The sequence below is a fragment of the Azospirillum griseum genome (assembly GCF_003966125.1).
GTDB lineage: Bacteria > Pseudomonadota > Alphaproteobacteria > Azospirillales > Azospirillaceae > Azospirillum > Azospirillum griseum.
On record NZ_RXMA01000005.1, the window covers coordinates 49,345 to 74,687 of the forward strand.

The following is a 25,343-nucleotide window of genomic DNA, read 5'->3' on the forward strand; positions in this document are numbered from 1 at the left end:
GATCCCGTCGGCACAAAAACGAATGGCGCGCCACACGGCAGGGCGTGGCGCGCGTCACGCCGAACGGTCGGCGTCGCTGATGAGAAAGATGGTATCTCAGGCGGGGAAAAGCGAGTCAATGCCCGTTCGCCCCGCCATCCGTCACGCCATCAAGGCCGCGACCCGTGCCGGAATGGCCCAAACCGCCATGGTCTATGCCGCCATGACCCATACCATCAGGCCCGCTCACGCGGCGCTGGCCGCTTCCGGCCACATCCGCTCCCGCCAGGTCCGGGAGAAGAGAAAAGACAGGGGGGCCGACGCCTCCATCGCCACCGGCAGCGCGACCGGGCCATGGGCCGGGCCGATCATGCCCGCCACGCCCTGCAACGCGCCGTCCACCAGCTCCAGCCCCAACAGCCGGTTCATGTCCACCGGGCCGGGCATCTGCATGCCCAAGGTCAGCGCCCGGGTGAAGCCGAACCGCTCGTAATAAGGGGCGTCGCCCACCAGGATGACGGAGCTGTAGCCCAGCGCGACCGCCTTGTTCAGGCTCATCCGGATCATCTTGCTGCCCAGACCGCCGCCCTGGAGATCACCCGACACGGCGATGGGGCCGAGCATGATCGACGGGGTGTCGCCGATCATCACCGGCCAATAGCGGATGGTTCCCAGCAGAACTTCGTGGCCATGTTCGTCATGGTCGATGGCGACGAGGTTCAACTCGGGGATCGAGTCCACGCCCTCCCGCAGCCGGTAGGCGGTTTTCTTGAACCGGTCCGGCCCGAAGGCGGAGTCGAGCAGGGCTTCGATGGCGCAGGCGTGCTTGGGCTGTTCAACCGTGATGATCATGCGATGGCTCCCGGCGGGAAGATGGTCTTCTGCTGCGGGGTCGCGCCGTCGCCGGTTGCCGTGGGGATCAGGTCCCGCTGTGGCCTTTGGCGTTCGCACGCGACCCAAGGACGGCCGCACCCGCGTTCTGCGGGGCGAGGCTCCGTCGTCGGATGCGAAGGGCGTGCGAACGAGACATTGCGTAGGCTCATGGGCCGTTGCTGGGACTTGCGCGTATAACACCCTTGCCCCCCCGGTGCAAGACGATGTTGACCCGCAGGGAACGCATGACTGCATCCCCCCGCCGACCCCGATTTTTCACAGGCTTTCCAAGCGGCTCCGCAGTTCCTCCACAGCGCCGTCCAGCGCGCGCGGCGGTGGGCAAGGGCTTGCAAGTCGCTTCCAACCTCTGCTGGTATGGTTGCGGCTGTTTGGCCGGTTTTTGGGAGTGGACGGCATGAGGCAGGCGATCGTTCTGGGCGCGGGCATGGTCGGCATCGGCACCGCGCTGCACCTGCAACAGCGGGGATGGGCGGTGACGGTGGTGGACCGCCGGGGACCGGGGCAGGAAACCAGCTATGGCAACGCCGGAATCATCCAGAGCGAGGCGGTCAGCCCCCACGCCATGCCGCGCGGGGTGCGCCGCCTGCTGGCCATGGCCACCGGCCAGACCAACGACGTGCATTATCATCCGGGCGCGCTGCCCGACCACGCCGAGCCGCTGGCCCGCTATTGGTGGCATTCCGAGCCGGACCGCCACCGCCGGATTTCCGACGCCTACGCCCGGCTGATCGCGGCGGCGACGGCGGAGCATGGGGCGCTGATGGCGGGCTGCGCCGCCAATGGGCGGCCGGTTGACGGTCTGGTCCGGCGCGAGGGGTTCCGCGCCATCTTCCGCGATCCCGCCGATTTTGACGAGGCGGTGGCCGAGGTGGAGCATCACCGCCAGCGCTGGGGGGTGCGGTACGCCACCCTGACCCCGGCGGAGCTGGCGCGGGCCGAACCCGCCCTGACCCAGAGCGGCGTCGCCGCCATCCATGGCGCCATCCATTGGCTCGACCCCTGGACCCTGTCCGATCCGGGGGCGCTGGTCGCCGCCTACGCCCAGTCCTTTGTCAAGGCCGGGGGGCGGCTGGTCCAGGGCGACGCGGCGACGCTGACCGCCGGGCCAGGGGATGGCTGGTCCGTGACCACCGACGACGGCCCGGTGGAGGCCGACGCGGCGGTGGTGGCGCTCGGTCCCTGGTCGCCCGCGCTGTTGCAGCCGCTGGGCTACCGCTTCCCCATGGTGCGCAAGCGCGGCTATCACCAGCATTACAGCGGCGGCGGCCTGTCCCTGCCGCTGCTGGACGCGGATTTCGGCTGCGTGCTGGCCCCGATGGCGCGGGGGCTGCGGATCACCACGGGCGCGCAACTGACCCATGCCGACGCCCCCGCCGACCCGGTGCAGTTGGCGCGGGCGGAGGCGGCGGCCCGCGCCCTGCTGGATCTCGGCGATCCCGTCAACCCGACGCCCTGGTTCGGAACCCGGCCCTGCATGCCCGACATGCTGCCGGTGATCGGGCAGGCCCCGCGCCATCCGGGTCTGTGGCTGCATTTCGGCCATGGCCACCAAGGCCTGACCATGGGACCGGCCAGCGGCCGCCTGTTGGCCGAGTTGATGAGCGGCGAGCGGCCCTTCACCGATCCCGACGCGTTCCGCCCGGAACGCCGCTGACCCCGGCCACTCCCGTCGGCCATTCCCACCCCCGGCGCGGCGCGTTGGTCCCGGACGCGTCGGGGGTGTCTGGACAGTTGGGGAGTCCCGCCTTTATGGTGGCCCGACCGATTGATCCCGCCAATCCTTCAGGCCGTCCGATGTACACCGCCGTCACCCGCGCGATCCGCGTCACCGTCCAGCCCGCCTTTCTGGAAGACCAGTCCGCCCCCGCCGAGGGGCGTTACGTCTGGGCCTATCACGTCCGCATCGACAATGAGGGCGAGGAAACGGTCCAGCTTCGCACCCGCTATTGGCAAATCACCGACGCCATGGGCCGGGTGCAGGAGGTGCGCGGCCCCGGCGTGGTCGGCGAACAGCCGGTGTTGGAGCCGGGCGGTTCCTTCGAATACACCAGCGGCACCCCGCTGGGCACGCCATCGGGCATCATGGTCGGCAGCTATGGCATGGAGGACGCCGACGGGGTGCCCTTCGACATCGCCATTCCGGCCTTTTCCCTGGACAGCCCGCACCAGCCGATGCGGCTGAACTGATGGGTCGAGCGGATAACCCCGCGATTTTGTGGTCTTTGAGTCCCTTGAAAGTTGTGGGGCTTGTGCAATTTTGGGATTCCGGTCGGATGTCCTGACGGGTCCGATCGAACGGCGGTGGTGATCCAAGCCGCCATGTCCCGCGTATCGACGCGCAGCACGCCGGACCGATCCGCCCCACGGCCGGGCGGAGCCGGAACCGCGCATCAGCATCGGCGCACCAGCATCGAAAGGTTATCCCCGTGACGGCTTCCAAGACCCAGTTCGCCGAAAAGGTGGTTCCCGGCCCCGGCCTGCCGCGCGCGACCGCCGCCAACACCGCCCGCCCGTCCCGCGAGGAGGCCGAACAGGCGGTGCGCACCCTGCTGCGCTGGGCGGGCGACGACCCGACGCGCGAGGGGCTGGTCGGCACGCCCGACCGCGTCGTCCGCTCCTACGAGGAATTCTTCGCCGGTTACACCGTCGATCCGGTCGATCTGCTCCAGCGCACCTTCGAAGAGACCGACGGCTACGACGAGATGGTGATTCTGCGCGACATCCGCGTCGAATCCTATTGCGAGCACCACATGGTGCCGATCATCGGCAAGGCCCACGTCGCCTATCTGCCCAAGCACCGGGTGGTCGGCATCTCCAAGCTGGCGCGCGTGGTCGAAGCCTACGCCAAGCGCCTGCAAATCCAGGAGAAGATGACCGCCCAGATCGCCAACACCATCAACGAGGTGTTGCAGCCCGAAGGCGTGGCGGTGGTGATCGAGGCGCAGCACCAATGCATGACCACGCGCGGCATCCACAAGCCGGGCGTCAGCATGGTGACGAGCCGGATGCTGGGCGCGTTCCGCAACGACCCCTCGACCCGGCGGGAGTTTCTGACCATGATCGGCAACCCCTCCTCGCGCGGCGAGTGACCGGGGCGCAGCGATCACGGACAGGAACAGGCGGTTATGGCGGCGAAGGTGACACCGGCGGTCAACGCGGCGAAGGCGGCGGGCGTCGCCTTCCGCGTGATGGAGTATGAGTACGATCCCTCCGCCGACGCCATCGGCCTGCACGCCGCCGCCGCCCTGGGGCTGGATCCGGCCATCGTCTACAAAACGCTGATCGTCCAGTTGGAACCCAAGGCCCTGGCCTGCGCCGTCATCCCGGTGGCGGCCAAGCTCGATCTGAAAGCCATCGCGGCGGCGGCCAAGGCGAAAAAGGCCGATCTGGCCGATCCCGCCCTGGCTGAAAAGACCACCGGCTATCTGGTCGGCGGCATCAGCCCGCTGGGCCAGAAAAAAACCCTGCCGACCTTCATCGACGCCAGCGCCGGTGCCCTGCCCGACATGGTGGTGAATGGCGGGCGGCGCGGCCTGCAACTGATGCTGGCCCCCGCCGACCTCGCCCGGTTGGCCAAGGCCACCGTCTGCCCCATCGCGGTGGGCTGACCGGAGCGCGCCGCCATGTCGCGCGCCGAACGGCTTCTCGACCTGATGCAGATTCTGCGCCGCCACCGCCAGCCGGTCAGCGGCAACGCCCTGGCGTCCGAATTGGGCGTCAGCCTGCGCACGCTCTACCGCGACATCGCCACGCTGCAAGGGCAGGGGGCGGGGATCGAGGGGGAACCCGGCGTCGGCTACATCCTGCGCCCCGGCTTCCTGCTGCCGCCGCTGATGTTCACCGAAGAGGAGGTGGAGGCGCTGGCCCTTGGTTCGCGCTGGGTGGTGGACCGGGGCGACAGCCGTCTGGCCGGGGCCGCCCGCAACGCGCTGGCCAAGATCGCGGCGGTGCTGCCGCCCGACCGGCGCGAGGGCATGGACGCGTCCACCCTGCTGGTCGGCCCCGGCGAACCGATCGCCGCCGGAGACGCCGAACTGGCGGCCATCCGCCACGCCATCCGCAGCGAACACAAGCTGGAACTGCTGTACCGCGATGGGCGCGGTTCGGACAGCCGCCGCGTCGTCTGGCCCTTCGCCCTGGGCTTTTTCGACCGGGTCCGCGTGGTGGTGGCCTGGTGCGAGTTGCGTCAATCCTTCCGCCATTTCCGCACCGACCGCATCGTCGCCCTGACCGCCACCGACACCCGCTACCCACGCCGCCGCCACGCCATGCTGAAGGAGTGGCGCGCGGCGGAGGGCATCCCCACACCCCGGTGACGGTCGACGATGGTTCCGCCACCCACCACCATGCTGACAGAATCTGACAGTGGGTCCGCATAAGGTTGGTGTCACCGGACGGGGCGCTCCCGACCGGGCCACACACCAAACCGAATGGATGCGACCATGCTCGATCTCGATTTCGTCCTGCTCTACGTCGACAGCCCGACCGCCAGCGCCGCCTTTTACGCTGATCTGCTGGGCAAGCCGCCGGTCGAAGCCTCTCCCACCTTCGCCATGTTCGCGATGACCTCCGGGACCATGCTGGGCCTGTGGTCGCGCCACACGGTGGAACCAGCCCCGGCGGCGGGCGGCGGCGGATCGGAAATCGCCTTCACCGTGGCCGACGCCGACGCGGTGCACGCCACCCACGCCGATTGGGCGGCGCGCGGCCTGCCCATCGTGCAAGTCCCGACGGCGATGGATTTCGGCCACACCTTCGTGGCGGTCGACCCCAACGGGCACCGGCTGCGCGTGTTCGCGCCGTCCGCCCCGCCCGCCGCCTGATGCCAACCACCTGACGCCTGCCACCCGACAGCTGAGAGGGAACCATGGGCCGGAACTGGATCGCCGTCGCCTCCGCCGAACATGTCCGGCGGGGCCGCGCCGGGGGCTTCATGCAAGTGTGCCACGGCAAGGCCGCACCGCTGCGCCGGATGCAGCCGGGCGACCGCGTCGCCTACTATTCGCCGACCGAGAGCTTCGGCGGCAAGGACCGCGCCCAATCCTTCACCGCCATCGGCGTGGTGCAAGACCGCGAGCCGTACCCCTTCGACATGGGCGGCGGCTTCGTTCCCTTCCGCCGCGATGTGATCTGGATGGGCGGGGCGGAAACGCCGATCCACCCCCTGCTCGACCGGTTGGAGTTTTCCGCCGGGCAACGGAATTGGGGCTATCAGCTTCGCTTCGGCCTGTTCGCCATCAGCGACCACGACATGGAGCTGATCGCCCAGGCGATGGGGACCGCCGTTCCGGTTCCGGCCCAACCGACCCTGCTGTAACGATTTTTTGACACCGACGCGCCGGGGGGAGGGATGAAACGCCCACTCCCCGGCGTCGCACGTTCAGGCCCCGTTCATCGGCCGCACACCATCGTCTGACCCGTCATCGGATCCGGGATAGACAGGCGGCCCCACCTGACCAAGATCAAGGCGAAACTCCTCGCGCTCCGTCATCCATGGGCTTATATCCTCGACACGAGCGCCCGAAGGCCACCACCCGCAAGGCCCTGCACGATGCACCGTTTCGCCAATCCCGCCCGCTTCCTGCGCCTGTCGGCCCTGCTGTTGCCATGGACCGCCGGGGCCACCGTGATCCTGCTGATCGCCGGGCTGTATCTCAGCCTGTTCGGCTCCCCGCCCGATTACCAGCAGGGCGACACCGTGCGCATCATGTACATCCACGTCCCGGCGGCGTGGATGAGCCTGTTCGTCTACACCAACATGGCGATCGCCGCCGCCGCCGGGCTGGTGTGGAAACACCCGCTGGCCGACCTGTTCGCCAAGGCCGCCGCCCCCATCGGGGCCGGTTTCACCCTGATCTGCCTTGTCACCGGCTCGCTGTGGGGCGCGCCGATGTGGGGAACCTGGTGGGTGTGGGACGCGCGCTTGACCAGCGTTCTGATCCTGTTCTTCCTCTATCTCGGCTACATGGCCCTGGTGAACGCCTTCGACGACCCGCAGCGTGGGGCGCGGGCGGGCGACGTGCTGCTGCTGGTTGGCATCGTCAACGTGCCGATCATCAAATTTTCGGTCGATTGGTGGAACACGCTGCACCAGCCCGCCAGCGTTGTGCGCATGGGCGGCCCCACCATCGATTCCAGCATGCTGATTCCGCTGTTGGTGATGGCCGTCGGCTTCACCACTTATTTCATCACGGTGGTGATCCTGCGCCTGCGCGCCGAACTGGCGCAGCGCAAGATCCAGACGCTGCGCTTCAGCGTCGCCGGAGACGGAGCGACGGGGTAACGGCATGACCGAATTTTTCACCATGGGCGGCTACGCCGCCTTCGTCTGGCCCGCTTACGGCCTGGCCGCGCTGGTGCTGATCGGCCTGCTGGTCGTCAGCCTGAAGGGCCTGCGCGAGGCCGAGGCCACCGTGCGGGCGCTGGAAGGCGTGCGCACCCCGCGCCGCCGCGCGCGCGCCGCCGCCCACTCTGACACCGCCCATTCCCACACAGCCCCCTCCAGCGCCCCCGGATTGCCGGGGAAAGCGAGCGAAGGATGACCCGGAAGAAACGCCGCCTCTACATGCTGGGCCTGGCCCTGCTGGGGCTTGGCGCGGCCACCGCCCTGACGCTGACCGCGTTCCAGGACAACATCGTGTTCTTCTACAGCCCCAGCCAGTTGCAGACCCAGCAGGTCGGCGACCGGAATTTCCGGTTGGGCGGGCTGGTCGAACAGGGCAGCGTCCGCAAGCTGACCGACGGCGTGACCACCGAATTCCGCGTGACCGACACCGCCCACACCATCGGCGTCCGCTATCGCGGCCAATTGCCCGACCTGTTTCGCGAAGGGCAGGGGGTGGTGGCCGAAGGCAAGCTGACCGGCGGCGTCTTCGTCGCGCGCGAGGTGCTGGCCAAGCACGACGAGACCTACATGCCGCCGGAGGTGTCGGAGGCGTTGAAACAGGCAGGCGTCTACAAGAACCCCGCCGAGGGCAAAACCGCCGCCAACACCAACGCCCCCCCGGCGGCGACCAAGAAGGAGTAGCGGGACCGTGATCCCCGAACTCGGCCATTACGCGCTGGTGCTGGCGCTGTTCGTCGCCTTTGTCCAGGCCGGTCCGCCGCTGGTCGGGGCCGCCACCCGCAACGCCGCCTGGATGAGCGTGGCCGGACCCGCCGCCATCGCCCAGATGCTGCTGGTGCTGGTCGCCTATGGCGCGCTGACCTGGGCGCATGTGGTGTCCGATTTCAGCGTGCAGAATGTGGTGCAGAACAGCCACTCGCTGAAACCGATGCTCTACAAGGTGTCGGGCGTGTGGGGAAACCACGAAGGCTCGATGGTCCTGTGGATCGTCATGCTCGCCGTGTTCGGGGCCGCCGTCGCCGCCTTTGGCCGCAACCTGCCGCCGACGCTGAAGGCGCGGGTCCTGGCGGTGCAGGGGCTGATCGGCATCGGCTTCCTGCTGTTCATCCTGACCACCTCCAACCCCTTCATCCGCGTGGTCCCGGCCCCGCTGGACGGCAACGATCTGAACCCGCTGTTGCAGGATCCGGGGCTGGCCTTCCACCCGCCTTTCCTCTACGCGGGCTATGTCGGCTTCTCGATGGCCTTTTCCTTCGCCGTCGCCGCCCTGATCGAAGGGCGGGTCGATCCGGCCTGGGCGCGCTGGGTGCGGCCCTGGACGCTGGCGGCCTGGTCCACCCTGACCATGGGCATCGCGCTGGGATCCTGGTGGGCCTATTACGAATTGGGCTGGGGTGGCTGGTGGTATTGGGATCCGGTCGAAAACGCGTCCTTCATGCCGTGGTTGGCCGGAACGGCGCTGCTGCATTCCGCCATCGTGGTGGAAAAGCGCGACGCGCTGAAAAGCTGGACCATCCTGCTGGCCATCGTCACCTTTTCGCTGTCGCTGATGGGGACCTTCCTGGTCCGGTCGGGCATTCTGACCTCGGTGCACGCCTTTGCCGTCGATCCGGCGCGCGGGGCCTTCATCCTGGTGCTGCTGGCCATCGCCACCGGGGGTTCGCTGCTGCTCTACAGCCTGCGCGCCCCGGCGTTGAAGGCGGGCGGCCTGTTCGCCCCGGTCAGCCGCGAAGGTGCCTTGGTGCTGAACAATCTGCTGCTGTCCACCGCCACCGCCACCGTCTTCATCGGCACGCTCTACCCCCTGTTCCTCGACATTCTGAAGGCGGGCAAGGTGTCGGTCGGCCCGCCCTTCTTCAACGCCACCTTCGTGCCCATCGCCATCCCGCTGGTGGCCGCCATGGTCGTCGGCCCCTTCCTGTCGTGGAAGCGGGCGGATCTGGGGGCAGCGCTGACCCGGCTGTGGGTGGCCGGGGTGGTGGTGGTCGTCTGCGTCGCCGTCACCGCCTATGTCACGGCGGGCGGCGGGCCGCTGCTGGCGCTGGTCGGGGTGGCGCTCGCCGCCTGGGCCATCGTCGGCTCGCTGGTGGAGTTCGCCGAGCGCATCCGCCTGTTCCGCGTGCCGCTGGCCGACAGTTGGACCCGCGCGGTGCATCTGCCGCGCAGCGCCTGGGGCATGACCATCGCCCACGCCTTCCTCGGCGTGTCGATCATGGGCATGACCGCGACCTCGGCCTGGCAGAGCGAGCGGATCGACTCGATGCGTCCGGGCCAGACAGCCAGCCTCGCCGGGTATGACTTCCGCTTTGACAGCGTCGGGCCGGTGGCGGGCGAGAATTACAAGGCCGACCGCGCCATCTTCACCGTGACGAAGGACGGCCAGCCGGTCGCCACCCTGACGCCGGAGCGGCGCAGCTACCCCGTCACCCGGATGACGACGACGGAATCGGCGATCCACACCACGCTGTTCTCCGATCTCTACATCGCGCTGGGCGACCCGACGCAGAACGGCACCGCCTGGATCGTCCGCATCTATCACCACCCGATGGTTCCGTGGATCTGGATCGGCGGCGTCGGCATGATGCTGGGCGGGCTGGTCAGCCTGACCGACCGCCGGTTCCGCATCGGCGCGCCCGAACGCCGCCGCGCCGCCAAGGCCGGTTTGGTCCCCCCCGCCCAGCCTGCCGAGTGAGGAGAGACGCATTCCCATGCGCCGCGTGCTCTATCTGCTGCCCTTCCTGCTGTTCGTCGGCGTTGGCGTGGCCTTTTACCTGGGGTTCGAGCGGGATCCGCGCGACATCCCGTCGGTGCTGATCGACAAGCCGGTCCCGTCCTTCTCCCTGCCGCCGCTGCCGGGACGGACGGAAGGGCTGTCGTCGGCCCGGCTGACCGGCGATGTGACGCTGGTCAACGTCTTTGCCTCCTGGTGCATCCCCTGCAAGGCGGAACACCCGGTCATCACCCGGCTGGCCCGCGAACAGGGCGTGACCGTGCGCGCCATCAACCACAAGGACAAGGCGGAGGACGCGTTGGCCTGGTTGACCCGCAACGGCGATCCCTACGCCAGCATCGGCGTGGATCTGGACGGGCGGGTGTCGATCGACTGGGGTGTGTATGGCGTGCCGGAAAGCTTCCTGATCGACCGCCAGGGCCGCATCCGCTTCAAGCATGTCGGCCCGCTCACCCCGCAGGTGGTGGAGGAGCAGATCCTCCCCCTGGTCAAGCATCTGAGGCAGGGATGAGAACGATTGCGCGCGCGTGCGCCCTGTCGCTGGCGCTGGGTCTGACGCCGCTGGCCCTGACATCGTTGGTCTTACCGGTGGGACCGGCCTGGGCCGTTCAACCCGACGAGGTGCTGGCCGATCCGGCGCTGGAGGCCCGCGCGCGGGACATCAGCAAGGATTTGCGCTGCCTGGTCTGCCAAAACCAATCCATCGACGACAGCAACGCCCCCTTGGCCCGCGATCTGCGCGTGCTGGTGCGCGAACGGCTGAAGGCCGGTGACAGCGACGCGGGCGTGATGACCTATGTCACCGACCGCTACGGCGATTACGTGCTGTTGCGCCCGCCCTTCAAGGCGACGACGCTGGTGTTGTGGGTCGCCCCCTTCGCCATCCTGCTGCTGGGCGGGCTGGCGACCGCGCTGTTCCTGCGCGGGCGGCGCGGCGCGACGGCGGAGGCCGACACCGCCCCCCTGACCGAGGACGAGCGCCGCCGTTTGGACGCGCTGCTGCGGAAAGACGATCTCTGATGCTGTTCTGGATTTTCGCCGCCGCGATGACGGCGGCGGCCCTTCTGCTGATCCTGTGGCCGCTGTTCCGCGCCGCCCCTCCGGTCGCCACCCGCGCCCAGTACGACCAGGAGGTCTACCGCGACCAGCTGGACGAGGTGGAGCGCGACCGCGCGCGCGGTCTCATCAACGACGCGCAGGCCGAAGCGGCCAAGGCGGAAATCGCCCGGCGCATGCTGGCCGACAGCGACAGCGCCGCCAGCGCCCAGCCCGCCGTCCCCCACCGCCCCACCGCCCCACGCACCGCCCGCGCGCTTGCCCTGCTGTTGGCGCTGCTGGTCCCGGTCGGGGCAGTGACGGTCTACGCCCTGTTGGGACGGCCGGAGGTTCCGGCCCAGCCGCTCGCCGCCCGCGATCTGGCCAAGGAGCGGGGCGGCCCGCCGCAATCGGTGCTCGCCGCCGTGGAGTCGCTGAAAAAGCAGCTCGCCGAGAACCCGAACGACCCGCAGGGCTGGACCATCCTCGGCCAGGCCTATGTCAAGATGAACCGCCCGGCGGAAGCGGTGGACGCCCTGCGCCGCGCCGCCGCCCTCAGCCCCGACGATGTCGAACTGCTCGGCCTGTTCGGGGAGGTGGCGACCGACGCCAACGACGGCGCGGTGCCGGAGGAGGCGCGCGTCGCCTTCGACCGCGTGCTGACCAAGGATCCCAAGGACGCCCGCGCCCGCTTCTTCGCCGCCCTGGCCCGCTATCAGGCGGGCGACCAGCGCACGGCGCTGGACCGCTGGCGTGCCCTGATGGCCGATTCCCCGGCCAACGCCCCGTGGGTTCCGGTCCTGCGCGACCAGATCCGCGAGGCGGCCATCGCCCTGAAGCTCGACCCCGCCGCCGTCACGCCGGAGCCGCTGCCGCCCGAAACGCCGACGGCCCAGGCCGACCAGGGGCCAAACACCCTCCCGCAAACCACCCCACCGCAAGCCGGGCAGCCCAGCCCCGATGAGCGTGACCAGATGATCCGGGGCATGGTCGCCAACCTCGCCAGCAAGCTGGAGGCCGACCCGTCGGACATCGACGGCTGGCTGAAGCTGATCCGCTCCTACGGCGTGCTCGGCGAACGGGCCAAGGCGCTGGAGGCCGCGACCAAGGCCAAGGAGCGCGCGCCCAACCGCCCGGATGTGCTGGTCGCCTACGCCGGGGCAATCCTGCAAGGCATCCCGCGCAGCGACACCCCCGCCCCGATGCCCGGCGAGGTGACGGCCGCCTTGCGTCAAGCGTTGGCGGTTGACGCAACCAACCGCGACGCCCTGTGGCTGTTGGGTCTGGACGCCATGACCACCGGCCGCAAGGCCGAGGTGGAGGAGTTCTGGGGCCGCCTGATCGCCCAGTTCAAGCCCGGCGACCCCGAACACACGCTGTTGAAGGCGCGTTTGGACGCGTTGAAGGCGGGCGGCTGACAGGCCGTTCCCACCCGGCGGTGAGCGCGGTACACTGCCGTCATGATCCTGCTGTTCACCGATTTCGGCCTGTCCGGTCCCTACACCGGACAGGTCAAGGCGGTGTTGACGCAACAGGCCCCCGGCGTGCCGGTGATCGACCTGTTCGCCGACGCACCGGCCTTTGACCCCACGCTGTCGGCCTATCTTCTGGCCGCCTATGCCCCCGCCCTGCCGGTCGGCAGCCTGTTCCTGTGCGTGGTCGATCCCGGTGTGGGCACCGACCGCGCGCCCGTGATCGTCGAGGCGGATGGGCGGTGGTTCGTCGGCCCCGACAACGGGCTGTTCGCCCAGGTGGTCCGGCGCGCGGCCACCCGGCGGGCGTGGCGGATCGATTGGCGGCCCGACCGTCTGTCGGCCAGCTTCCACGGACGGGATCTGTTCGCCCCGGTGACCGCCCGCTTGGCGACCGGGCAGACGGTGACGCGCACGGCGCTCGATCCCGTCGCCCTCGACCGCCCCAATTGGCCGGACGACCTCAGCCGCATCGTCTATGTCGATGTCTATGGCAACGCCATGACCGGTCTGCGCGCGGCGACCCTGCCCAGCACCGCGATCCTGCGGGCGGGCGACCGGGTGGCGCGCCGCCACCGCACCTTCGCCGACGCGCCGCGCGGGGAGGCGCTGTGGTACGAGAACGCCAACGGCCTGGCCGAAATCGCCGTCCACGCCGGTCGGGCCGACCGCGATTGGGGGCTGTCCGTCGGCGACACGATCACGGTGAAGCAGGCATGAAAAAAGGGGACGCAGCGGCGTCCCCTTTGGCATTCCTCTCCATCCCCGCCATGACTGGAGGGGGGAAGGCGACCCAGATCGATTCAGATCGATTTGGTGTCGAGCGCGTAGCCCGCCGACCGCACGGTGCGGATCAGATCCAGTTCGGTGTCCTCGTTCATCGCCTTGCGCAGGCGGCGGATGTGGACGTCCACGGTGCGCGGTTCGACATACACGTCGTGCCCCCACACCAGATCAAGAAGCTGTTCGCGCGAGAAGACGCGCCCCGGATGCTGCATGAAGTGGCGCAGCAGGCGGAATTCGGTCGGGCCGAGATGGATGTCGCGCCCGTTGCGGCGCACCCGGTGGGCCGCCAGATCCATGGTGACGTCGGCGAATTGCAGCGTCTCGTCGGTCATGCCGGGCGAGGCGCGGCGCAGCACCGCGCGCATGCGGGCCACCAGCTCCGTCGGCGAAAAGGGCTTGGTGATGTAATCGTCGGCCCCGGAATTCAGGCCGCGCACGCGGTCGCCTTCCTCCCCGCGCGCGGTCAGCATGATGATCGGGATGTCGCGGGTCTTGCTGTTGCGGCGAAGCTGGCGACAGACCTCCAGCCCGCTCATCAGCGGCAGCATCCAATCCAGCAACACGATGTGCGGGGTCTGCTCACCGGCCAGGAGGAGGGCCTCCTCCCCATCGGTGGCGGTCACGACGCGGAAGCCATCCTTTTCCAGGTTGTACTTCAGCAAGGTGACGATGTCGGCCTCGTCCTCGACGATCAGGACGAGCGGCTTCAGCGCCGCGTTCATGGTGGCTCCGTTCACTGCGCGCGCTTCGACGTTACCCAGCATCTTCGCTTCCTTCAACATTGCTCGGCGGTCACGCCAACCTGACACGCCCCCTCCCCAACTCCGGGGGAAGGGGGCGACCCTTCACCCGATCAGCCGTAACGGCCGGTGATGTAGCCCTGGGTGCGCTCGTCGCGCGGGTTGGTGAAGATTTCCTCGGTGTCGTCGCACTCCACCATGTCGCCCAGGTGGAAGAACGCGGTCTTTTGGGACACGCGGGCCGCCTGCTGCATGTTGTGGGTGACGATGACGATGGTGAAGTTCTCGCGCAGCTCGTCGATCAGCTCTTCGATGTGGGCCGTCGCGATGGGGTCGAGCGCGGAGCACGGCTCGTCCATCAGGATGACTTCCGGGCTGACCGCGATGGCGCGGGCGATGCAAAGGCGCTGCTGCTGGCCACCCGACAGGCCGGTCCCCGGCTCGCGCAGGCGGTCCTTGACCTCGTTCCACAGGCCGGCGCGCTGCAACGACTTCTCGACGACCTCGTCCAACTCTTCACGACCCGTGGCCATGCCGTGGATGCGCGGGCCATAGGCGATGTTGTCGTAGATCGACTTGGGGAAGGGGTTCGGCTTCTGGAACACCATGCCGACGCGGGCGCGGAGCTGCACGGCGTCGATGCCCTTGCCGTAGATGTCCTCACCGTCGAGCGCGATCAGGCCTTCGACCCGGCAATTCTCGATGGTGTCGTTCATCCGGTTCAGACAGCGCAGGAAGGTGGATTTGCCGCAGCCCGACGGGCCGATCAGCGCCAACACCTTGTTCTCCTGGATCTCGACGTTGATGCCCTTCAACGCCTGCTTGGCGCCGTAGAACACCTTGACGTCGCGGGCCACCATCTTGTTCGGCACGGCCGGAGCGGTGCGCGCGGCGGCTTGCGGCTTGGTGTGGATCTGGGTCTGGACGCTCATGGCTTACCACCGCCTCTCGAATTTCTTGCGCAGGAAAACGGCCAACCCGTTCATCAGGATCAGGAAGCCCAGCAGGATCATGATCGCCGCCGAGGTGCGTTCGGTGAAGGCACGCTCGGGGCTGTCGGCCCACATGTAAATCTGCACCGGCAACACGGTCGCGCTGTCGGTCAGGCCGTGAGGAATGTCAACGATGAAGGCGACCATGCCGATCATCAGCAGCGGCGCGGTTTCGCCCAGCGCGCGGGCCATGCCGATGATGGTACCGGTCAGGATGCCCGGCATCGCCAGCGGCAACACATGGTGCGTCACCGTTTGCAGGGGCGACGCGCCGATGCCCAGCGCGGCTTCGCGGATCGACGGCGGCACCGATTTCAGGGCGACGCGGGCCGAGATGATGATGACCGGCAGGGTCATCAGCGCCATCACCAGACCGCCGACCAGCGGGGCCGAACGCGGCAGACCGAAGAAGCCCAGGAACACCGCCAGGCCCAGCAGACCGAAGATGATCGACGGCACGGCGGCGAGGTTGTTGATGTTGACCTCGATCAGGTCGGTCCATTTGTTCTTCGGCGCGAACTCTTCCAGATAGACCGCCGCCGCGACGCCGATCGGCACCGACAGCAGCATCGTCACCATCAGCGTCAGCATGGAGCCGACGATGGCCCCCCAGATGCCCGCCTGTTCGGCCTCGCGGCTGTCGCCCGCCGAAAACAGGGTGGTGTTGAAGGCCTGGACCAGCGTGCCCTTGGCGGTCATCGCGTCGATGGCGGCGATCTTGGCGTCGTTCAGGCGGCGTTCGGATTCCGGCGCGGTGCGCGGGAAGTTGCCCTTCACGAACTGGTCCACCTCGTCGTCCGCGCGCACCCAGACGGTTTGGGTGGTGCCGACGATGGCCGGGTTCTGCTTGACCAGCGCCTCCAGCTCATAGGGCGCGCCGGACGACAGAAGCTCGTTCAGCGTGCGCTTGCCGGTGCGGTCGGTGATCTGCGGGAACTGGGCGTAGAGCGCCTGGCGGAGAATGGCGGTGTAGTTCCGCTCCTCCACCATCGCCTTGTCCAACGTCACCTCAAGCCGCACCTGCGCCTGTTGGAAGGCGGTGTAGCCCTTGGAGACGATGGAGGTCAGCAGCACCACCAGCATCATCGACGCCAGCGCCAGGGCCGCGATGCCCGCGATCTTGAAGTTGCGCTCGGCGGCGTAGCGACCGCGCAGCCGACGGGCGAACTCCTCGCTCTGGTAATGGGATTTGGAAGCCGTGACGGTCATGGCCCGCGTATCCTGTTGCACGAGATCAGTCATATTTCTCTCGATACTTCTGGACCACCCGCAGGGCGACCATGTTGAGGGAGAGCGTGACAACGAACAGCACCAGACCGAGGCCGAAGGCCGACAGCGTCTTGGGGCTGTCGAATTCCTGGTCGCCGACCAGCAGGGTGGCGATCTGCGTCGTCACCGTGGTCACGGCGTCCAGCGGGTTGGCCGTCAGGTTGGCGGTCAGGCCCGAGGCCATGGTGACGATCATGGTTTCGCCAATCGCGCGGCTGACCGCCAGCATGATGGCGGCGACGATGCCGGGCAGGGCGGCGGGGATCACCACTTGGCGGATGGTTTCCGACTTGGTCGCCCCCAGGCCATAGGAGCCATCGCGCAGCGCTTGCGGCACGGCGTTGATGACGTCGTCCGACAGCGAGCTGACGAAGGGGATGATCATCACGCCCATGACGATGCCCGCCGACAGCGCCGATTCGGAGCTGACATCCAACCCGATGCTGTGGCCGATGGAACGGACGAACGGGGCCATGGTCAGCGCGGCGAAGAAGCCGTAGACGACCGTCGGGATGCCCGCGAGAATTTCCAAAATCGGCTTCAGCCAGGTGCGCACGTTCGGGTTGGCGTATTCCGACATGTAGATCGCCGACATCAGCCCGACCGGAACCGCCACGATCATGGCGATGGCGGTGATGAGCAGCGTGCCGGTGAACAGCGGGATGACACCGAAGGAGCCGGACGAACCGACCTGATCGGCGCGCATCGCCATCTGCGGACTCCAGTGGGTCCCCAGCAGGAAATCGATCGGCGACACGACGGAGAAGAAGCGCAGCGCTTCGAACAGCAGCGACAGGACGATGCCGATGGTGGTCAGGATGGCAACCATCGAGCAGATCACCAACCCGATGTTGACGACCCGTTCCACCCGGTTGCGGGCGCGCAGGTCGGGGCTGATGCACTGACGGCCATAGGCCAGACCGGCCACCGCGAGGCTGGCCCCGATGGCCAGCAGACTCCAGTCGCTGATCGCGCGCAGGCTGTTGTAATGGGCCGCCGCCGCCGTCACCGCCGGATCCACATCGCGGCCGGTCGAAATGCCGTGCGCGATGTTGAGGATGTCGGCCTTCAGCAGGTTCAGCGTCTGGGGATCGCCCGCGACCAGGCGGTCGGGCAGGGCCGACATCACCATGCGCATGATGAGCCAGCCTTCCGACGCCGTCCACAGGGCGAACAGGAACAGCGCAGGCAGACCGGCCCACAAGGCGACGTAGAAGCCGTGATAGGAGGGGACCGAGTGAAGCTCAACCAGGCGACCGCCGACGGAGGCGACCGCACGCGACCGGCCCATCTGGAAACCGGACACGGTGAGCAAAGCCAGGATGAGGACTAGAACGGTGATCTGCATGCGGAACCGCCGGGTGAGGGGCCAATGCGCCCACGCGGACGCGCGCAGCGGCGGCCCCGATCAGAGCCGCCGCCCGCGCGTCGCTTGAGGGTCAGAGCTGGAGCGGCGTCAGGTTGATCGCCGAGGTGCGGGCCGCCTCGCGGGCGTCCTTCGGCTCGGGGATCAGGCCCTTGTCGACCAGATAGCCATCGTCGCCCACAGCGCGCTCGGCGGTGTATTCGGCGATGAACTCGCGGATGCCGGGGATGACGCCCGCGTGCGCGTTCTTCACATAGACGAACAGCGGACGCGACAGCTCATACTTGCCGGCGGCGACGTTCTCGGCGGTCAGATCGACGCCGTCCATCTTGGCCGACTTCAGCTTGTCGCGGTTCTGGTCGATGTAGCTGTAGCCGAACACGCCGAACGCGCCGGGGTTGGCGTTCAGCTTCTGAACGATCAGGTTGTCGTTCTCACCGGCTTCGACATAGCCACCGTCTTCGCGGATGGTCATGCAGGCCTTTTCACGGGCCTTTTCGTCGGCGATGGCGGCCTTGACTTCCGGCACCTTCTTGCAGCCTTCGAGCATGGCCAGCTCGTTGAAGGTGTCGCGGGTGCCGGAGGTCGGGGGCGGGCCGATGACCTCGATCTCTTCGTTCGGCAGCTTGGCGTCGATGTCCGACCACTTCTTGTAGGGGTTGGCGACCATCTTGCCGTTGACCGGCACTTCCTTGGCCAGCGCCTTCCAGATCACGGCGGTGGTCAGGGCGACGTCCGGGGCCTTCTTGGAGTAGGCCAGCGCGATGCCATCATAGCCGATCTTCAGCTCGGTGATCTGGGTGACGCCGTTGGCGGCGCACTGCTCGACTTCCGACTTCTTGATGCGGCGCGAGGCGTTGGCGATGTCCGGGTGCGCCGGGCCGACACCCGCGCAGAACAGCTTCAGCCCGCCGCCGGTGCCGGTGGATTCGATGACCGGGGTCTTGAACTTGCCAGCCTTGCCAAAGGCTTCGGCGACGGCGGTGGTGAAGGGGAACACCGTGGACGAGCCGACGGCGCGGATCTGGTCACGCGACTGCGCCTGCGCGCCGGTGGTGGCGCCAAGGACGGCGACGGACAGAGCCACAGCCGCCGCTGCGGTCATCAGGTGCTTGCTGGTGTTCACGGGAAATCCCTCCGATGGAACCGATGGATCGCGAGCGCGGCCCGCTGGCCTTGCCCCGCTTGCGGAAGCGGGGATCAGGACCCCATCCGCGATTGCCGGGACCTTAGTCGGGGAGGGAGACGCAATGATTACGGATTTATGACAGTTTGGTGACACCGTGCGCGGGCGGGATGCGGGGCATGCCACAATGGCAGAGGTTTGCCCCACCGGTGCCGTCACCCCGCCTTGCGGCGCGCGGCGGAGTCCGCCGCGCCAAGGGACTCGTCGGTCGCCGGAAGATAAACGGTGAAGGCGCTGCCGACCCCGACCTCGCTTTCGATGGTCAGGCGGCCGCGATGGCGGTTGACGATGTGCTTGACGATGGCCAGACCCAGGCCGGTCCCGCCCATGGCGCGCGACCGCGCGGCGTCCACCCGGTAGAAGCGTTCGGTCAGGCGGGGCAAATGGGTGCGGGCGATCCCTTCGCCCTGGTCGCGCACCGCCACTGCCACCATCCGCGCCCCGCCGCGCCCGCCCCGCCGCCCCGAAGCGGGCAGCCCGGCAAAACCGACCGCCGCCCCATCGACGACCGTGACCTGAACGGTCACGTCGCTGTCCTCGCGGGTGTATTTGATCGCGTTGCTGACCAGATTCTGGAAGACTTGCGTCAACTGGTCGTCGTCACCGGCCACGCGCGGCACGCTGTCGGGCGCGTCCAGGATCAGCCGGATCCGGCGTTCCGCCGCCTTCAGCTCCAACGCGGCGATGACGTTCTCCAACTCATCAAGCACATCGACCCGCCCGTTGGGCAGCATGTGTTCGTCCAGCTCGATGCGCGACAGCGACAGCAGGTCGTTCACCAGACGGCTCATCCGGCTGGCCTGATCGTGCATGATGGCCAGAAAGCGGTCCTGCGCCTCGGGATCGTCGCGCGCCGGGCCGCGCAGCGTCTCGATGAAGCCCAGCAGCGACGACAGCGGCGTGCGCAGTTCGTGGCTGGCGTTGGCGATGAAGTCGGCGCGCATCTGCTCCGACCGCCGGGCGGCGGTGACGTCGTGCAGGGTCAGGATCGCCATGCGGATGGTCTGCGGAACCGGAGCGGGGACCGACAGCCCATCGTTCGCGGAGTCGGCCACCGGATCGGCCAGCGGATCGGCGGCGGGCAGGGTGCGTTGAAAGGGCTTCACCTGGGCTTCGAAGGTGCGTTCGACCGGAACCGGCAGGGTGAATTCGAACACGCGCGTCGCCCCGCCGCCCAGCACGGCGTCCACCGCCTCCAGCACCGCCGGGGTGCGCAGGGTGGCGGCCAGATCGCGGCCCAGCACCTTGTCGCCGAACAGATCGCGCGCCATCAGATTGGCCCGCGTCACCTGCCGCGCGGCGTCCATCACCAGCAGCGGGCTGGGCAGCGCGTCGAGAATGGAGTCGTTGGCGTCCAACTGAGCCTGGACGCTTTCCGTCCGCCGGGCGGCGACCCGGTGCAGGCGGGCCACCGCCGCGATCAGGCCGCCCAAGGCCACCGGCGCGCCGGTGGGCGGGGTGGGGCTGCCGCTGTGGCTCAATTGCGCGGCGTAGTCGGCCACGGCGGCGGCCTCGCGCTGGTGCAGGCGAAGGGCCAAGCCGGCCCCCAGCAGCGGCAGCAGGCCGACCAGGGCGGCCACGCCGGAGGACAGCGCTTCGGAATGCACCGCCGCCGCCAGCGCCACCACAAGCGGGGCCAGCATCAGGCCAACGGCGATCATCAATCGAAGGGGCGGCATCGCCTTCAGGCGCATGGCAGACCGGTGCGTTGTGGGCAGGACAGGGGATGCGCCGTTCTACACCATCCCAACGCGACCCGCGCAGCGGTCACAAAAGATTAACGGACGCAGAGAGGGTCGGGGTGATCGGGGCCGCCGCCGGGGGGTTGCGTCAACCACCCCCGGCACGCGGCCCCGGTGTCACCTCACACGCTGCCTCTTCACCAGGGCAGCGAATCGTGGGCCGCCAGCGCGGCGGCGGTCACGATGTCGTTGACCGACGACCCCATGCTGACGATCTGCGCGGGCTTTTCCAAACCGATCAGCAGCGGGCCGATCATCTGGCCGCCCGCCATCTTGTTCATCAGCTTGGCGGAGATGTTGGCCGAATGCAGACCCGGCATGATGAGGACGTTGGCCGGACCTGACAGACGGGCGAACGGGTAGACCCGCTTCATCAACTGGTAGTCCAGCGCCACATCGGCGGACATTTCGCCGTCATACTCGAAATCGACGCGCCGCTTGTCGAGGATGCCCACGGCCTCGCGGATCGGGTCGGTGTTCGGGTGCGGCGTCTGGCCGAAGTTGGAGAAGGACAGCAGCGCCACGCGCGGCTCATGCCCCATCTGCCGCGCCTTGGCCGCCGCGCCCACGGCGATGTCGGCCAGGGTGGCGCCGTCCGGGCGGACATGCACGGTGGTGTCGGCGATGAAGACGGTGCGGTTGCGGGTGATGAACAGGTGCAGGCCGAACACCGGCTCGTTGGCCTTGGGGTCGATGACCCGGCGCACCTCTTCAAAGGCCACGCCAAAGCTGCGGGTCAGGCCCGTGACCATGGCGTGCGCGTCGCCCTGCGCCACCATGCAGGCGGCGAACACGTTGCGGTCCTGGTTGACCATCCGCTGGCAGTCGCGCAGCAGCGCGCCCTTGCGCTGCAAACGGCGGTAGAGGTGATCGCTGTAGCGGCGGTTGGCGTCGGACAGGCGGGCGTTGTGGACCTCGAACGTGACGTTCGGTTGACCCATCGCGGTGAGCTGCTCCTTGATCACCTCTTCCCGCCCGATCAGCACCGGGGTCCCATAGCCCGCGTTGCGGAAGGCCATGGCGGCGCGGATCGTCCGCTCCTCCTCACCCTCGGCGAAGACGACGCGGCGCGGGTTGGTCCGCACTTTTTCCAGGATCAGTTCCAGGCTGTCGGCGGTCGGATCCAGGCGGGTGCGCAGGGTGTGGCGGTAGGCCGACAGATCGACGATCGGCTTGCGCGCCACCCCGGATTCCATCGCGGCCTGGGCGACGGCGGCGGGGATGGTCACGATCAAACGCGGGTCGAACGGGACCGGGATGATGTAGTCCGCGCCATAGCGCAGGCGGCGGCCGGAATAGGCGGCGTCCACCTCGTCCGGGACATCCTCGCGCGCCAGGGCGGCAATGGCCTTGGCGGCGGCGACCTTCATCGCCTCGTTGATGGTGGTGGCGCGGACGTCGAGCGCGCCCCGGAACAGATAGGGGAAGCCCAGGACATTGTTGACCTGGTTGGGGTAGTCGGACCGGCCGGTGGCGACGATGGCGTCGCTGCGCACCGCCTTGACCTCCTCCGGGGTGATTTCCGGGTCGGGGTTGGCCAGCGCGAAGATGATCGGCTTGGCCGCCATCGACTTGACCATCTCCTGGGTCATCGCCCCCTTGGCCGACAAGCCGACGAAGACGTCCGCCCCGGCCACCGCCTCCACCAACGTGCGGCGGTCGGTGTCGACGGCGAAGGCCGACTTCCACTGATTCATCCCTTCGGTGCGGCCGCGATAGACCACGCCCTTGGTGTCGCACAGGATGATGTTTTCACGTGAAACGCCGACGGTGCAGAACAGTTCGGCGCAGGCGATGCCCGCCGCACCCGCCCCGTTCACCACCATCTTGACGTCCTTGATGTTCCGCCCGGTGATGTCGCAGGCGTTGATCAGACCGGCGGCGGCGATGATCGCCGTCCCATGCTGGTCGTCGTGAAACACCGGAATGTCGAGAAGCTCGCGCAGCCGCTCTTCGATGATGAAGCAGTCGGGGGCCTTGATGTCTTCCAGATTGATGCCGCCAAAGGTCGGGCCGAGGAAGCGGACGCAGTTGACGAACTCGTCCACGTCGCGGGTATCAACCTCCAGGTCGATGCCGTCCACGTCGGCGAAGCGCTTGAACAGCACCGCCTTGCCTTCCATCACCGGCTTGCCCGCCAGCGCGCCCAGATCGCCCAGACCCAGCACCGCCGTGCCGTTGGAGATGATGGCGACCAGATTGCCCTTGGCCGTGTAGTCGTAGGCCAGCGACGGATCGTCGGCGATGCGCAGGCAGGGAACCGCCACGCCGGGCGAATAGGCCAGCGCAAGGTCGCGCTGCGTCGTCAACGGCTTGGTCGCCGTGATCTCCAGCTTTCCGGGCCGCCCGCTGGAATGCAGCAGCAGGGCTTCTTCGTCGGTGACGCGCTTGTTGTCAGACATGGGTGTCGTGTTCCTCAACGGAAGAGCTGGCGTCCGTCGGTCGTCATTGGACCTTCTGCGGTTGTGCGCCGTTGGGTCGCGCTGCCGACGGTGGGGCAACGATGTTAGCCTTGCCACCGCAGCCTCGCCAAGCCCACTTTGACGTTTCCCGCACGAAAAATGCAAAAAAGACGGCTTCCGCGACATAAGACGTCATAGGACGGCAACAAGCGACGCCTCTGCCCTTGCCATTCCAGCGCGCGTTTGCCGCATGGCTCCCCCGATAGGCCCCGATTTGGTCGAACGGCCGCGCGTGGGTAGAGTGGTGCGACCACGCACCGCATCCCAACCGGTGCACCCCACCCGGCGAACCCCGCCGAACGCGTCCCGTCCGCCCCATCCCCGGAGCCACCCGCCTTGTCCCTGACGCCACAGGAACGCCGCCTGACGCTGGTCATCGCGGCGGTGCAGTTCATCAACATCCTGGATTTCATGATGGTGATGCCGCTCGGGCCGGATTTCGCCCGCGCGCTCGACATTCCGGTCGCCCACATCGGCTACATCGGGGGCAGCTACACGGCGGCGGCCAGCCTGGCCGGGCTGCTCGGGTCGCTCTTCCTCGACCGCTTCGACCGCCGCCGGGCCTTGGCCGTGGCGATGGCCGGGCTGGTTGGCTCCACCGCGCTGGGCGGGCTGGCCTGGGATCTGCCGTCGCTGCTGGCAGCCCGCGTGCTGGCCGGGCTGTTCGGCGGCCCGGCGGTGGCCATCGCCATCGCCGTGGTCAGCGACAGCGTGGCCCCGGAGCGGCGCGGGCAGGCGACCGGCATCGTGATGTCGTCCTTTTCGCTGGCCGCCATCGCCGGGGTGCCGGTGGGGTTGGAATTGGCGCGTCTGGGCGGCTGGCGGCTGCCCTTCTTCGCGGTCGCCGCCGCCGGGCTGGTCGTCGCCGCGATCGCCATCAAAATCCTGCCGCCCCAGCGCGGCCACCTGAGCCACGAAACCGGCCCCGGCGCGTGGGTGCGCTTCACCGCCCTGCTGACCCGGCGCAAGGTGTGGCTGGCCTACGCCACCGTCGCGCTGGTGCAGATTCAGCAATTCATGATCATCCCCAACATCGCCGCCTATGTTCAAGCCAATCTGGGCTTCCCGCGCGAACATCTGGGACTGTTCTACCTGATCGGCGGCTCCTTGAGCTTTCTGACCACCCGCTGGGCCGGGCGGCTGGTGGACCGGGTCGGCGCGTCGCCGGTGACGCTGGCGGGGACGGTGGGGCTGTGCGTGGTGATCGACCTCGCCTTCATCCACCACCCCGCCTGGCTGCCGGTTCTGGTGATCTTCCCGCTGTTCATGATGTTCGTCGGCATCCGCATGGTGGCGAACGGCACCGCCCTGTCGCGGGTCCCCGAACCGGCGGAGCGCGCCGGTTTCATGGCCCTGGTGTCCGCCGTGCAGCACATGAGTTCGGCCTTTGGCGCGTTCCTGTCGGCCCACATCCTGGACAACGCGCCCGACGGCGCGCTGGTCCATGTCGGCTTCATGGCCGGTCTGTCCATCGCCATCGGACTGGCCGTGCCGCTGCTGACCCATTGGCTGGAACGCGCCACCCGCCAGCCCCCAGCCGCCGCGCTGGACGCGGTGGGGCGGAGTCGCTAGCTTGCGCCGACGTAACAACCGACCGTTTGGATGATGCCCATGCGCCCCTCTGGCCGCGCCCTCGATCAACTGCGCACCGTTTCGCTTGAACCCGGCTTCAGCAAATACGCCGAAGGGTCCTGCATGGTGCGCTTTGGCAACACGCATGTGCTGTGCACGGCCAGCGTGGACGAGACGGTCCCGCGCTTTCTGAAGAACACCGGCCTGGGCTGGGTCACGGCGGAATACGGCATGCTGCCGCGCTCCACCCACAGCCGCACCGACCGCGAAGCCGCCAAGGGCAAGCAATCGGGCCGCACCCAGGAGATTCAGCGCTTGATCGGCCGCGCGCTGCGCGCCGTGACCAACCGCGCGGCGATGGGCGAGAAGCAGATCAAGATCGACTGCGACGTCATCCAAGCCGACGGCGGCACCCGCACCGCCGCCATCACCGGCAGCTACGTCGCCCTGCATCTGGCCTTCCAGCACCTGATCGACATCGGCGCGCTGAAGACCATGCCGCTGACCGATCAGGTCGCCGCCGTCTCCTGCGGCATCTACAAGGGCAACGCCGTCCTCGATCTGGATTACCCAGAGGATTCCAACGCCCAGGCCGACGCCAATTTCGTGCTGACCGGCAAGGGCGGCATCGTTGAAATCCAGGGCACGGCGGAGGAAACCCCCTTCACCCAGCCGCAGTTCCTGGAGCTGCTGGAGCTGGCCCGCAAGGGCGTGGACGAGCTGGTGGCGCTGCAGAAAGCCGTTCTCAAGATCCAATAAGGGCCGACGACC

At 68.2% G+C, this 25,343-nt stretch carries 25 protein-coding genes; 17 read left to right on the forward strand and 8 right to left on the reverse strand.

What is annotated here, in order from left to right; genetic code table 11:
- Nucleotides 1-225 precede the first annotated feature (225 nt).
- Nucleotides 226-831 carry a GNAT family N-acetyltransferase gene (locus EJ903_RS07265; RefSeq protein WP_126613627.1) on the reverse strand — a complete coding sequence of 202 codons (606 nt, stop codon included), beginning with the start codon at nucleotides 829-831 and terminating at the stop codon, nucleotides 226-228.
- Nucleotides 832-1,267: 436 nt separating this feature from the next.
- On the opposite strand from EJ903_RS07265, the gene EJ903_RS07270 reads away from it, so the two are divergent.
- The 15 genes from EJ903_RS07270 (at nucleotide 1,268) to EJ903_RS07340 (ending at nucleotide 13,177) form a co-directional block, all read left to right on the forward strand.
- Nucleotides 1,268-2,527, forward strand: coding sequence for an NAD(P)/FAD-dependent oxidoreductase (locus tag EJ903_RS07270; protein ID WP_126613629.1), 1,260 nt, complete (start codon nucleotides 1,268-1,270; stop codon nucleotides 2,525-2,527).
- Nucleotides 2,528-2,667: 140 nt separating this feature from the next.
- Nucleotides 2,668-3,060 carry a Co2+/Mg2+ efflux protein ApaG gene (apaG, locus tag EJ903_RS07275; RefSeq protein ID WP_126613631.1) on the forward strand — a complete coding sequence of 131 codons (393 nt, stop codon included), beginning with the start codon at nucleotides 2,668-2,670 and terminating at the stop codon, nucleotides 3,058-3,060.
- Between the two features lie 272 nt (nucleotides 3,061-3,332).
- Nucleotides 3,333-3,962: a GTP cyclohydrolase I FolE gene (gene folE, locus EJ903_RS07280; RefSeq protein WP_246015339.1), complete on the forward strand. Its 630-nt coding sequence runs from the start codon at nucleotides 3,333-3,335 to the stop codon at nucleotides 3,960-3,962.
- A gap of 36 nt (nucleotides 3,963-3,998) precedes the next feature.
- Nucleotides 3,999-4,481, forward strand: a complete 483-nt coding sequence (gene ybaK / locus EJ903_RS07285) for a Cys-tRNA(Pro) deacylase (RefSeq protein ID WP_174237260.1) — start codon at nucleotides 3,999-4,001, stop codon at nucleotides 4,479-4,481.
- 15 nt (nucleotides 4,482-4,496) lie between these two features.
- A complete protein-coding gene (locus tag EJ903_RS07290) occupies nucleotides 4,497-5,189 on the forward strand; it encodes a helix-turn-helix transcriptional regulator (protein ID WP_126613635.1) in 693 nt (230 codons plus the stop codon).
- 126 nt (nucleotides 5,190-5,315) lie between these two features.
- Nucleotides 5,316-5,696 (forward strand): VOC family protein, encoded by a 381-nt coding sequence (locus EJ903_RS07295; RefSeq protein ID WP_126613637.1) that lies wholly within the window; start codon nucleotides 5,316-5,318, stop codon nucleotides 5,694-5,696.
- A gap of 44 nt (nucleotides 5,697-5,740) precedes the next feature.
- A complete protein-coding gene (locus EJ903_RS07300; RefSeq protein WP_126613639.1) occupies nucleotides 5,741-6,190 on the forward strand; it encodes an EVE domain-containing protein in 450 nt (149 codons plus the stop codon).
- 234 nt (nucleotides 6,191-6,424) lie between these two features.
- Nucleotides 6,425-7,156, forward strand: coding sequence for a heme ABC transporter permease (locus EJ903_RS07305; protein WP_126613641.1), 732 nt, complete (start codon nucleotides 6,425-6,427; stop codon nucleotides 7,154-7,156).
- Nucleotides 7,157-7,160: 4 nt separating this feature from the next.
- Nucleotides 7,161-7,415, forward strand: a complete 255-nt coding sequence (ccmD, locus tag EJ903_RS07310) for a heme exporter protein CcmD (protein WP_126613643.1) — start codon at nucleotides 7,161-7,163, stop codon at nucleotides 7,413-7,415.
- Entirely contained in the window at nucleotides 7,412-7,900 is a 489-nt protein-coding gene (gene ccmE / locus EJ903_RS07315; protein ID WP_126613645.1) for a cytochrome c maturation protein CcmE, read from the forward strand. Before ccmD ends, ccmE begins: the two co-directional genes overlap by 4 nt.
- A 7-nt stretch (nucleotides 7,901-7,907) precedes the next feature.
- Nucleotides 7,908-9,911 carry a heme lyase CcmF/NrfE family subunit gene (locus EJ903_RS07320; protein ID WP_126613647.1) on the forward strand — a complete coding sequence of 668 codons (2,004 nt, stop codon included), beginning with the start codon at nucleotides 7,908-7,910 and terminating at the stop codon, nucleotides 9,909-9,911.
- 16 nt (nucleotides 9,912-9,927) lie between these two features.
- Nucleotides 9,928-10,461, forward strand: coding sequence for a DsbE family thiol:disulfide interchange protein (locus EJ903_RS07325; RefSeq protein ID WP_126613649.1), 534 nt, complete (start codon nucleotides 9,928-9,930; stop codon nucleotides 10,459-10,461).
- Nucleotides 10,458-10,970 (forward strand): cytochrome c-type biogenesis protein, encoded by a 513-nt coding sequence (locus EJ903_RS07330; protein ID WP_126613650.1) that lies wholly within the window; start codon nucleotides 10,458-10,460, stop codon nucleotides 10,968-10,970. Before EJ903_RS07325 ends, EJ903_RS07330 begins: the two co-directional genes overlap by 4 nt.
- Nucleotides 10,970-12,403: a c-type cytochrome biogenesis protein CcmI gene (gene ccmI / locus EJ903_RS07335; protein WP_126613652.1), complete on the forward strand. Its 1,434-nt coding sequence runs from the start codon at nucleotides 10,970-10,972 to the stop codon at nucleotides 12,401-12,403. The genes EJ903_RS07330 and ccmI overlap by 1 nt, the downstream gene beginning before the upstream one ends.
- A 42-nt stretch (nucleotides 12,404-12,445) precedes the next feature.
- A complete protein-coding gene (locus tag EJ903_RS07340) occupies nucleotides 12,446-13,177 on the forward strand; it encodes an SAM hydrolase/SAM-dependent halogenase family protein (protein ID WP_126613654.1) in 732 nt (243 codons plus the stop codon).
- Between the two features lie 83 nt (nucleotides 13,178-13,260).
- Here EJ903_RS07340 and phoB read toward each other — a convergent pair whose 3' ends face one another.
- The 7 genes from phoB to EJ903_RS07375 all read right to left on the reverse strand — a co-directional run bounded on the left by phoB (nucleotide 13,261) and on the right by EJ903_RS07375 (nucleotide 22,940).
- Nucleotides 13,261-13,965: a phosphate regulon transcriptional regulator PhoB gene (gene phoB / locus EJ903_RS07345; RefSeq protein WP_126613969.1), complete on the reverse strand. Its 705-nt coding sequence runs from the start codon at nucleotides 13,963-13,965 to the stop codon at nucleotides 13,261-13,263.
- Between the two features lie 131 nt (nucleotides 13,966-14,096).
- A complete protein-coding gene (gene pstB / locus EJ903_RS07350) occupies nucleotides 14,097-14,915 on the reverse strand; it encodes a phosphate ABC transporter ATP-binding protein PstB (RefSeq protein ID WP_126613656.1) in 819 nt (272 codons plus the stop codon).
- A gap of 3 nt (nucleotides 14,916-14,918) precedes the next feature.
- Nucleotides 14,919-16,184: a phosphate ABC transporter permease PstA gene (gene pstA / locus EJ903_RS07355; protein WP_246015309.1), complete on the reverse strand. Its 1,266-nt coding sequence runs from the start codon at nucleotides 16,182-16,184 to the stop codon at nucleotides 14,919-14,921.
- 25 nt (nucleotides 16,185-16,209) lie between these two features.
- Nucleotides 16,210-17,592 (reverse strand): phosphate ABC transporter permease subunit PstC, encoded by a 1,383-nt coding sequence (pstC, locus tag EJ903_RS07360; RefSeq protein WP_126613660.1) that lies wholly within the window; start codon nucleotides 17,590-17,592, stop codon nucleotides 16,210-16,212.
- Between the two features lie 91 nt (nucleotides 17,593-17,683).
- Nucleotides 17,684-18,715 (reverse strand): PstS family phosphate ABC transporter substrate-binding protein, encoded by a 1,032-nt coding sequence (locus EJ903_RS07365; RefSeq protein WP_126613971.1) that lies wholly within the window; start codon nucleotides 18,713-18,715, stop codon nucleotides 17,684-17,686.
- 236 nt (nucleotides 18,716-18,951) lie between these two features.
- Complete coding sequence (locus tag EJ903_RS07370) at nucleotides 18,952-20,490, reverse strand: ATP-binding protein (protein ID WP_126613662.1); 1,539 nt, start codon at nucleotides 20,488-20,490, stop codon at nucleotides 18,952-18,954.
- Nucleotides 20,491-20,675: 185 nt separating this feature from the next.
- Nucleotides 20,676-22,940 carry an NADP-dependent malic enzyme gene (locus tag EJ903_RS07375; protein WP_126613664.1) on the reverse strand — a complete coding sequence of 755 codons (2,265 nt, stop codon included), beginning with the start codon at nucleotides 22,938-22,940 and terminating at the stop codon, nucleotides 20,676-20,678.
- 396 nt (nucleotides 22,941-23,336) lie between these two features.
- Between EJ903_RS07375 and EJ903_RS07380 the strand changes: the two genes are divergently transcribed.
- Both EJ903_RS07380 and rph read left to right on the forward strand, forming a co-directional pair.
- Nucleotides 23,337-24,572, forward strand: coding sequence for an MFS transporter (locus EJ903_RS07380; RefSeq protein WP_210211396.1), 1,236 nt, complete (start codon nucleotides 23,337-23,339; stop codon nucleotides 24,570-24,572).
- Nucleotides 24,573-24,611: 39 nt separating this feature from the next.
- Nucleotides 24,612-25,331 (forward strand): ribonuclease PH, encoded by a 720-nt coding sequence (rph, locus tag EJ903_RS07385; RefSeq protein ID WP_126613666.1) that lies wholly within the window; start codon nucleotides 24,612-24,614, stop codon nucleotides 25,329-25,331.
- Nucleotides 25,332-25,343 lie beyond the last annotated feature (12 nt).

What these genes read in the sequence shown, in the direction of transcription:
- ccmD (WP_126613643.1), top strand. Translation starts at nt 7,161, where the DNA reads ATGACCGAATTTTTCACCATGGGCGGCTACGCCGCCTTCGTCTGGCCC.
- EJ903_RS07270 (WP_126613629.1), top strand. Translation starts at nt 1,268, where the DNA reads ATGAGGCAGGCGATCGTTCTGGGCGCGGGCATGGTCGGCATCGGCACC.
- ccmE (WP_126613645.1), top strand. Translation starts at nt 7,412, where the DNA reads ATGACCCGGAAGAAACGCCGCCTCTACATGCTGGGCCTGGCCCTGCTG.
- EJ903_RS07325 (WP_126613649.1), top strand. Translation starts at nt 9,928, where the DNA reads ATGCGCCGCGTGCTCTATCTGCTGCCCTTCCTGCTGTTCGTCGGCGTT.
- EJ903_RS07265 (WP_126613627.1), bottom strand. Translation starts at nt 831, where the DNA reads ATGATCATCACGGTTGAACAGCCCAAGCACGCCTGCGCCATCGAAGCC.
- EJ903_RS07365 (WP_126613971.1), bottom strand. Translation starts at nt 18,715, where the DNA reads ATGACCGCAGCGGCGGCTGTGGCTCTGTCCGTCGCCGTCCTTGGCGCC.
- pstC (WP_126613660.1), bottom strand. Translation starts at nt 17,592, where the DNA reads ATGCAGATCACCGTTCTAGTCCTCATCCTGGCTTTGCTCACCGTGTCC.
- EJ903_RS07370 (WP_126613662.1), bottom strand. Translation starts at nt 20,490, where the DNA reads ATGCGCCTGAAGGCGATGCCGCCCCTTCGATTGATGATCGCCGTTGGC.
- EJ903_RS07295 (WP_126613637.1), top strand. Translation starts at nt 5,316, where the DNA reads ATGCTCGATCTCGATTTCGTCCTGCTCTACGTCGACAGCCCGACCGCC.
- pstA (WP_246015309.1), bottom strand. Translation starts at nt 16,184, where the DNA reads ATGACCGTCACGGCTTCCAAATCCCATTACCAGAGCGAGGAGTTCGCC.
- phoB (WP_126613969.1), bottom strand. Translation starts at nt 13,965, where the DNA reads ATGAACGCGGCGCTGAAGCCGCTCGTCCTGATCGTCGAGGACGAGGCC.
- apaG (WP_126613631.1), top strand. Translation starts at nt 2,668, where the DNA reads ATGTACACCGCCGTCACCCGCGCGATCCGCGTCACCGTCCAGCCCGCC.
- EJ903_RS07300 (WP_126613639.1), top strand. Translation starts at nt 5,741, where the DNA reads ATGGGCCGGAACTGGATCGCCGTCGCCTCCGCCGAACATGTCCGGCGG.
- rph (WP_126613666.1), top strand. Translation starts at nt 24,612, where the DNA reads ATGCGCCCCTCTGGCCGCGCCCTCGATCAACTGCGCACCGTTTCGCTT.
- EJ903_RS07330 (WP_126613650.1), top strand. Translation starts at nt 10,458, where the DNA reads ATGAGAACGATTGCGCGCGCGTGCGCCCTGTCGCTGGCGCTGGGTCTG.
- EJ903_RS07340 (WP_126613654.1), top strand. Translation starts at nt 12,446, where the DNA reads ATGATCCTGCTGTTCACCGATTTCGGCCTGTCCGGTCCCTACACCGGA.
- ybaK (WP_174237260.1), top strand. Translation starts at nt 3,999, where the DNA reads ATGGCGGCGAAGGTGACACCGGCGGTCAACGCGGCGAAGGCGGCGGGC.
- ccmI (WP_126613652.1), top strand. Translation starts at nt 10,970, where the DNA reads ATGCTGTTCTGGATTTTCGCCGCCGCGATGACGGCGGCGGCCCTTCTG.
- EJ903_RS07290 (WP_126613635.1), top strand. Translation starts at nt 4,497, where the DNA reads ATGTCGCGCGCCGAACGGCTTCTCGACCTGATGCAGATTCTGCGCCGC.
- EJ903_RS07305 (WP_126613641.1), top strand. Translation starts at nt 6,425, where the DNA reads ATGCACCGTTTCGCCAATCCCGCCCGCTTCCTGCGCCTGTCGGCCCTG.
- pstB (WP_126613656.1), bottom strand. Translation starts at nt 14,915, where the DNA reads ATGAGCGTCCAGACCCAGATCCACACCAAGCCGCAAGCCGCCGCGCGC.
- EJ903_RS07375 (WP_126613664.1), bottom strand. Translation starts at nt 22,940, where the DNA reads ATGTCTGACAACAAGCGCGTCACCGACGAAGAAGCCCTGCTGCTGCAT.